The organism is Streptomyces sp. NPDC054887, assembly GCF_053610585.1.
Map to the genome: position 1 here is coordinate 96,003 of NZ_JBSGYQ010000005.1, position 8,383 is coordinate 104,385.

Below are 8,383 nucleotides of genomic sequence, written 5' to 3' on the forward strand. Positions count from 1 at the left end.
AGGCGCACCTCCGACGCCTCCTGGCGAGCCCCCCACACGGCGGGCCCCGGCCGCTCAGGCCGAGGCCCGCCGCACCAGCTCGGTCGGCATGATCACCGACGCCGGCACGCCCGCTTCCCGCGCGCCGCTCCCGTCCATGACCCGCATCAGCAGCCTGACCATCAGCCGCCCCATCCCCTCGATGTCCTGGCGGACCGTCGTCAGCGGCGGATCCGCCGACGCGGCCACCGTCACCACGTCGTCGAACCCGACGACCGCGACGTCCTCCGGCACCCGCAGCCCCCGTTCGCGCAGGACCCGCAGCGCGCCGGCGGCCATCAGGTCGTTGGCGGCGAACACGGCGTCCGGGCCGGGCCCGCGGTCCAGCAGCTCCGCCATCGCGCGCGCCCCGCTCTCCAGGGTGAAGTCGCCCTGCGCGGTCAGCGCGGGGTCCGCGTCGAACAGGACGTCGCGGTAGCCGTCCGCCCGGTCGGCGGCGGACGTCTGGTCGCGGGGACCCGCGATGTGCGCGACGCGCCGGCGCCCCAGTCCGACGAGGTGGCGTACGGCCGAGCGGGCGCCGCCCCTGTTGTCGCAGTCGACGTACGGAACCGCCGCCGCCCCCGCGTCCGGACGGCCGCCGAAGACGGCCGGCACCTTGGCGCGGCGGACGAGGGCGGGCAGCCCGTCGGCGTCGTGCAGCGAGAAGGCGAGCGCGCCGTCGACGTGGCCGCCTCCGAGATAGCGGGCGATCCGGTCGTAGTCGCCGGGCCCTTCCACCCACAGCAGCACCAACTGACAGTCGTGCGCGGTCAGTTCCCTGCTGATGCCGCGCACCTGCTGCTCGAAGAAGGGGTCCGAGAAGACCCTGAACTCGGGCTCGGCGATGATGACGGCGACCGCGCCGCTCTGCCGCGTGACCAGCGACCTGGCCGCCTGGTTGGGTACGTATCCCAGGGCGTCCACGGCTTCCCGCACCTTGTCGGCCAGCGGCCGCCGTACGCCGGCGCCGCCGTTGACGACCCGCGAGGCCGTGGCCCGGGAGACTCCGGCGCGGGCGGCGACGGCTTCGAGCGTGGGGCGGGAACCAGCGGACTGATCGGGCAAGGCGGGCGCTCCTCGGCGGCTCGGGACACGGCTGCTGGCAGCGAGGATATCCGCGGCCGGCACCACGTGAGAGCGCTTCCACCCACTCGTACGGGCGCCGCCGCCCCTCGCGCGGGACGGCGGCGTCCGTGCTGCGGTGGACGGACCGCCGGTCAGTGGTGGTCGTGCTCGTGGATCGTGTTCGTCGCGGCGATCTTCTTCCACGACTTGGGCTGCGCCGGCTTCTCGTCCTCACCGGCGTACGACCGCGCGATCCGCGACTCGGCCGCCTCCGGGGCGCCGGGCTTCGACGGCTGGTACAGCCAGGTGTCGAAGAGTCCGGCGAGCGGCTTGCCCGAGACCTGCTCCGCGTACTTCACGAAGTCGGCCACATCGGCGTTGCCGTGGGCGAACTTCGCCGGCCACCCCTTGAGGATCGTGAAGAAGTCCTCGTCGCCGACCTCGTTGCGCAGCGCCTGCACGGCCAGCGCTCCCCGGTCGTACACGGCGATGTGGAACTGGTTGTCCGGCCCCGGGTCGCCCGGGGCGACGGTCCAGAAGGGGTCGTCGGCGGCCCGCGTCCGGTACACGTGGTCGGCGAGCTCCTGGGCCGTCCCCTCACCCTCCTTCTCGGACCACAGCCACTGGCTGTAGCGGGCGAAGCCCTCGTTGATCCAGATGTCCTTCCAGCCCTTCACGGCCACGCTGTCGCCGTACCACTGGTGGGCCAGCTCGTGGACGACGACCGACACGTTCGCGCCGTTCGCGAACTGCCGCGGGCTGTAGAACGGCCGGGTCTGCGTCTCCAGCGCGTACCCGCTGGTGACGTTCGGGACGTATCCGCCGAGCGCGTTGAAGGGGTACGGGCCGAAGACCCCGGTCAGGTACTCGGCGACCTCGGCGGTCCGCTCCACGCTGGCGCGCGCGGCCCCCGCGTGGTCGCCGAGATCCTTGCTGTAGGCGTTCAGCACGGGCAGCCCGTCCGCCGTCGTGTCCGTCGTGATGTCGAACTTCCCGACCGCGAGGGTGGTGAGGTAGCTGGCCTGCGGCTTGTTCGAGCGCCAGTTGTAGCGCGTCCAGCCGAGCCGCGAACTCTGGCTCTGGAGCACGCCGTTGCTGATGGCCTGGGTGCCGTCCGGCACGGACACGGACACGTCGTACGTCGCCTTGTCCAGCGGATGGTCGTTGCTCGGGAACCACCACACCGCCGAGTCGGGCTCCTGCGCGGCGACTCCGCCGTCCGGGGTGCGGTGCCAGGCGGTGTAGCCGCCGATCTTCAGGGCGGACGGCTTCCCGGCGTACCGTACGACGACCGAGACGGCACGGCCCTTCTCCAGCGGGGCGGCGGGGGTGACGACAAGTTCCTGCTCGCCCTCCTTCGCGAACTTCGCCTTCTTCCCGTTGACCCGCACCTCGCTCACCCCGAGGCCGAAGTCGAGGTTGAAGCGCGAGAGGTTCTGCGTGGCGGTGGCGACGATCGTCGCGGTGCCCTCCAGCAGGTCCGTCCCGGGCTGGTACTTCAGACGCAGGTCGTAGTGCGAGACGTCGTACCCGCCGTTGCCGCTCGCCGGGTAATAGGTGTCGCCTATGCCCGGAGCGCCGGGAGTGAAATCTGCGGCCGATGCCGGGATCGCCAGCAGAAGTGAGGCCGCCAGCGCGCCCGGGGCGATGAGTCTGCGGTGCACGGATGCTCCAAGTGGTCAGTTGGAAGGATCTGTCCGCACCTTAGGCACGCCACCCGCCATCAGTCATGGCCATGGTCGCTGCTGTCACACGACTGCCATCGGGACGACACGAGACCTCCTCCTGCCCTCTTTTGCACAGCAGTTGACCGGAGTAACTTCCAGCCCCATGCCGATATCTGCGCGGAGATCCCGCCCGAAGTGGCGAAGGCTTGTCCCGGTGGCCACGGCCGCCCTGCTGGCGGTCGTGCTGACCCCGGCGGGCGCGCACAGCGCCGCGCCCCGGGAGAGCCGGCCGGTCTACTCCTACGACAACGCGATCCGTGAAGCGGTGTGGGTCGACACGCGCATGGACGGCGACGGGGACGGGAAGAACGACCGGGTCGCCGTCGACATCGTCCGCCCGGCGGAACCGGCCCGACAGGGCCGCAGGATCCCGGTCATCATGGACGCCAGCCCGTACTACTCCTGCTGCGGGCGCGGCAACGAGAGCCAGCGCAAGACGTACGACGCGAACGGCGACCCGGTCCAGTTCCCGCTCTACTACGACAACTACTTCGTCCCCCGCGGCTACGCCTTCGTCGCCGTCGACCTCGCCGGAACCAACCGCTCCGACGGCTGCGTGGACGTCGGCGGCCACTCCGACGTGCAGTCCGCCAAGGCGGTCGTCGACTGGCTGAACGGCCGGGGCAAGGCGTACACCAGCCGCACCGGCGCCGAGCGCGCCAAGGCCGGCTGGTCCACCGGCGACACCGGGATGATCGGCAAGAGCTACGACGGCACCGTCGCCAACGGCGTGGCCGCCACCGGCGTCGAGGGCCTCAAAACCATCGTCCCGATCGGCGCGATCTCCTCCTGGTACGACTACTACTTCGCCCAGGGCGCCCCGCTCTACGACAGCGGCCCCGAATGGCTCTCCGACTACGTGGAGACCCCCGCCGCCCGCGCCCGCTGCCAGGCGGTGCAGCAGCGCCTGGTCGACGAGGCCCCGCGCAACGGCGACTTCACGCCCCTGTGGGCGGAGCGCGACTACGTACCGGACGCCGGGAACGTCGACGCCAGCGTCTTCGTCGTCCACGGCATGCAGGACCTCAACGTCCGCGCCAAGCACTTCGGCCAGTGGTGGGACGCCCTCGCCGACGCCGGCGTCGACCGCAAGATCTGGCTGTCGCAGACCGGCCACGTCGACCCGTTCGACTTCCGCCGCTCCGACTGGGTGCGGACACTGCACCGCTGGTTCGACCACGAACTCCTCGGCTACGACAACGGTATCGACCGGGAGCCGATGGCCGACGTCGAGCGCGCCCCCGGCCGGTGGACCACGGACCAGGTCTGGCCGCCCCGCGGCACGGACGCCACCACCGTGCGCCCCGGCAAGGGCGCGGCGCCCGGCGTGGGAACCCTGTCGCTGCGGCGCGCCGCCCCCGGCGCCACGGAGACCTTCACCGACGACCCGAAGCTGTCCGAGAGCGACTGGGCGGCCGCGATCGACACCTCCACCCCCTCGAAGGCGGGCTTCACCACCAAGCCGCTCACCCGCGACCTGCGCCTGTCCGGCTCCTCGCGGGTGACCGTCACGGTGACGCCGTCCACCTCGACCGCGCACCTGTCGGCCGTCCTCGTCGACCTCGGCCCCGACACGATCCGCGACTACGCGGCCTCCGGCGAAGGCATCACCACCCTTCCTGAACGCACCTGCTGGGGCGCGAGCACCACCGGTGACAGCTCCTGCTTCAAGGAGACGAAGGCCCGTACCGCCGACGTCGAGCACACCGTCTTCAGCCGGGGCTGGGCCGACCTCGGCACCCACGCCGACCCGGCGAAGGGCCGGCCGCTCACGCCCGGCAAGCGGTACACGATCACCCTGGACCTCCACGCGAGCGACCACGTGGTGCCCGCCGGACACCGTCTGGGCCTGATCGTCGGCGGCACCGACGCGGGTCTCATCGACCCTCCGTCCACCACCCCGACCCTCGACGTGGCACTCTCCCGCACGGCCGCCGACCTGCCGGTCGTGGGCGGCGCACGGGCGTTCGCCCGCGCCACCGCGGGACCGCACTTCTCCGCCCCTTCGACGGCCCGCCTCGACGGCCTCGACACACCGCGCACCCGGCGCCCGATCCCCGGAGCGACCCCCTGATGCACCCCCGCGTCCGCGCCCTGGCCGTCGCCGCCGCCGCGGCGGCCCTGGCCGCGCCCCTGACGACGAACACGGCCCAGGCGTCACCGGCCCCGCCCCGTACCGGCTTCGAGAGGAGCGACGGCGCGAGCTGGACCACCCAGGCCGACGAGCAGACGTTCCTGCGCACCGTCGACCGGGCCGGCGACCACGTCACCCTGTCCACCGTCGGCGCCACCGGCCAGGGGCGTCCCGTCCAGCTCGTACGCATCGCGCCCGAGCGGCGCCCGACCACTACCGTGCTGCTGATCTGCTCCCAGCACGGCGACGAACCGTCAGGACGCGAAGCCTGCCTGACCACCGTCAGGGACCTCGCGTACGCCAAGGACCGGAAGACCCTCGACTTCCTCGCCCGCACCACGGTCCTCGTGATCCCCACCGCCAACCCCGACGGCCGCGCCGCCGGCACCCGTACCAACTCCGACGGCGTCGACGTCAACCGCGACCACATCGCCCTCAGAACGGCCGAGGCCCGGGCCATGGCCGCCGTCCTGCGCGACCACCGGCCCGACATCGTCTACGACCTGCACGAGTACGGCGCCACCCCGCCGTACTACGACAAGGACCTGCTGGCACTCTGGCCCCGCAACCCCAACACGCACCACCGGGTGCACGCGGAGGCGCGCACCCTCTCCGAGTCCTACGTACGCCCCCACGCGGAGGAAGCCGGCTTCAGCAGCGGCGTGTACGGCATCTGGACGGACCCCGTGACCGGCGAACCGGTGAAACAGGTGGCGGGCGACGGCCAGGAACGCATCCTGCGCAACACGGCCGGCGTCAAACACGCGGTGGGCCTGCTGGTGGAAACCCGGGTGGACCCCCTGACCGAGGCCGAGAGGAACAACCCGGCCCTCAACAACAAACGCCGCGTGCACACCCAACTGGCCTCCCTCCGGGGCGCCTTCGCCTTCACGGACGAGCGGCGCGCCCACATCGGGGCCGCGACCGCCCGCGCCCGCGCCGCGGGCTTCGCGGACCGGGGCCCCGTCCACATCGCCGGAGCCGACAACGACCCGCCCGAACCGTCCGAGACGATCCAGGACCCGCCCTGCGGCTACGCCCTCTCCGCCGCGCAGTACGCCGAGGTGAAGGACGAACTGGCCCTGCACGGGATCACCGCCCGGCCCCGGCCCGAGGGCGCGTACGTCCCCCTGCGCCAGTCCGGCCGGAACCTGGCGGTGCTCCTGCTCGACGAGCGCGCGGCGTACCACCTCACAGCCGGGAGGCCCGACACCCGTTGTTAGACGAGGGGGACGTGCAACACATGTGGTAGGGGGTACGGGAGCGAAATAAGCTCAGCTATTCCCGAAAGGTGCCGCTTGTGTCGCACGAACAGAAACCGGCTCAACGGCTTCGGCTGCCGGTGAGGGCGGCTCTCCCGGGCCGCCACCCGCACGAGGACGAGACGCCCCGGACCGACCGGGTGGTGTTCGGCGTGACGGCCGTGCTCACCCTGGCCTTCGTGGTCTGGGGCTCCGTCTTCACCGGGACGCTGGAACGCGTCTCGGACACGATGCTGAGCGGCCTCATCCACAACGGCGGCTGGGCCTTCGTCCTGGCCGCCTCCGGCTTCGTGGTCTTCGCCCTCTGGCTGGCCATCAGCCGCTACGGCAGGATCCCCCTCGGCCAGGAACACGAGGGCCCGGAGTTCCGTACCGTCTCCTGGGTCGCGATGATGTTCAGCGCCGGCATGGGCATCGGCCTGATGTTCTACGGCGTCAGCGAGCCGCTCGCCCACTACATCACCCCGCCGCCCGGGACCGACCCCGCCGACTCGGCGGACGCCATGCAGACGGCCCTGGCCACCACCCTCTTCCACTGGACCCTCCACCCCTGGGCGATCTACGCCGTGGTGGGCCTCGCCATCGCGTACAGCACCTTCCGGCGCCGCAGGCGGCAGACCATCAGCGCCGTGTTCGTACCGCTCATCGGCAAGGCGCGCGCCGACGGCACGCCCGGCCGGGTGATCGACATCCTCGCGATCTTCGCCACCCTCTTCGGCTCCGCCACCTCCCTCGGCCTGGGCGCGCTCCAGATCGGCAGCGGGTTCCGGGAACTGGGCTGGATGGAGAAGGCGGGCACCGGGCTCCTGATCTCCATCATCGGAGTCCTCACGGCCGCCTTCGTCTTCTCCGCCGTCTCCGGCGTCGAGAAGGGCATCCAGTGGCTGTCCAACACCAACATGGTGCTCGCCGTCGTCCTCGCGGTCTTCGTCTTCATCGTCGGCCCGACCATCCTCATCCTCGACCTGCTCCCCACCTCCCTGGCGGCGTACATCGACCAGATCCCGCAGCTGGCAGGCCGTACCGAGGCGGCGACCGGCGGCGGTGAGGTCTCCGAATGGCTGAGCAGCTGGACGGTCTTCTACTGGGCGTGGTGGATCTCCTGGACGCCCTTCGTCGGCATGTTCATCGCCCGCATCAGCCGCGGCCGTACGATCCGTCAGTTCGTCGGCGGCGTCATCCTCGTGCCCAGCACGGTCAGCCTGGTCTGGTTCGCCATCTTCGGCGGTACGGCCATGAAGCTCCAGGAGCGCAAGCAGCTCGGCGACGAGACGACCCCGGAGGGCCAGCTCTTCGGCGTACTCCAGCAGTTCCCCATCGCCAGCGCGATGAGCCTCCTGGTCATGGTCCTGGTCGGCATCTTCTTCATCTCCGGCGCCGACGCCGCCTCGATCGTGATGGGCACCCTCTCCCAGCGCGGCACCTTCGAACCGGCCCGGTTCGTGGTCATCTTCTGGGGCGTGGTGACGGGGGCGGTGGCGGCGGTCATGCTGCTCGTCGGCGACGGCAAGGGGGAAGCACTGGCCGGCCTCCAGAACCTCACGATCCTGGTCGCGGCCCCCTTCGTACTCGTCATGATCGGCATGTGCCTGTCCCTCATGCGCGACCTCCGCCAGGACCCGCTGATCGTGCGCGGCGAGATCGCCGAGGAGGCGGTGGAGAGCGCGGTGATCGCGGGCCACGAGAAGTACGCCGGCGAGTTCGAAATCCGCATCGGCCCCGGCACCCCGGAAACCGACCCCACACCCCCCGACGACAAGAAAAACCCCTGACACCCCCACTGCCCCAAGCCGAGAGTGACACCCCCCGCCCCGCTCACACCCGAGCCGGCGGGAGCTGCCGGCACCCGCCCCCCACCACTGCCCACCACCCCGAGCCGACGGTCACGGAGTTGTCGTGCGTCCCGCCCGGCACGGTTGCACAATCCCTGGTGCCACCCGCCTAGCTCAACACTCCAAACCGGCGGGGGCTGCCGGCACCCACCCCCGCACCACTGCTCACCACTCCGAGCCGGCGGGGGCGGGGTTGTCGGCCTCCCGCCCGGCCCGCTTGCGCAATCCCCGCTGCCGGGAGGGGACGTGCCGGGGCGCTCCCCGCAGGGTGTCGAACGCAACCACCCCCCACGCCGCCCCCCCGCGCCCCCGGAGGCCCCCCCGGGGGCGCCCCCGCGCCGG

5 protein-coding genes are annotated in these 8,383 nt (G+C 71.8%); 3 read left to right on the top strand and 2 right to left on the bottom strand.

All coding sequences use genetic code 11. The features are described 5' to 3' along the window. Nucleotides 1–54: 54 nt before the first annotated feature. The gene (locus ACWGH0_RS04505) at nt 55–1,086 is read right to left on the bottom strand and encodes a LacI family DNA-binding transcriptional regulator (RefSeq protein ID WP_453402636.1); all 1,032 of its coding nucleotides are present in this window, start codon (nt 1,084–1,086) and stop codon (nt 55–57) included. Between the two features lie 152 nt (nt 1,087–1,238). Then, nucleotides 1,239–2,750, bottom strand: coding sequence for a M1 family metallopeptidase (locus tag ACWGH0_RS04510; protein ID WP_453402637.1), 1,512 nt, complete (start codon nt 2,748–2,750; stop codon nt 1,239–1,241). 166 nt (nt 2,751–2,916) lie between these two features. On the opposite strand from ACWGH0_RS04510, the gene ACWGH0_RS04515 reads away from it, so the two are divergent. The 3 genes from ACWGH0_RS04515 (at nt 2,917) to ACWGH0_RS04525 (ending at nt 7,981) form a co-directional block, all read left to right on the top strand. After that, the gene (locus ACWGH0_RS04515) at nt 2,917–4,887 is read left to right on the top strand and encodes a Xaa-Pro dipeptidyl-peptidase (protein ID WP_453402638.1); all 1,971 of its coding nucleotides are present in this window, start codon (nt 2,917–2,919) and stop codon (nt 4,885–4,887) included. After that, nucleotides 4,887–6,170, top strand: coding sequence for a M14 family metallopeptidase (locus ACWGH0_RS04520; RefSeq protein WP_453402639.1), 1,284 nt, complete (start codon nt 4,887–4,889; stop codon nt 6,168–6,170). The genes ACWGH0_RS04515 and ACWGH0_RS04520 overlap by 1 nt, the downstream gene beginning before the upstream one ends. Before the next feature lie 77 nt (nt 6,171–6,247). Continuing rightward, nucleotides 6,248–7,981 (top strand): BCCT family transporter, encoded by a 1,734-nt coding sequence (locus tag ACWGH0_RS04525; RefSeq protein ID WP_453402640.1) that lies wholly within the window; start codon nt 6,248–6,250, stop codon nt 7,979–7,981. Nucleotides 7,982–8,383: the final 402 nt, after the last annotated feature.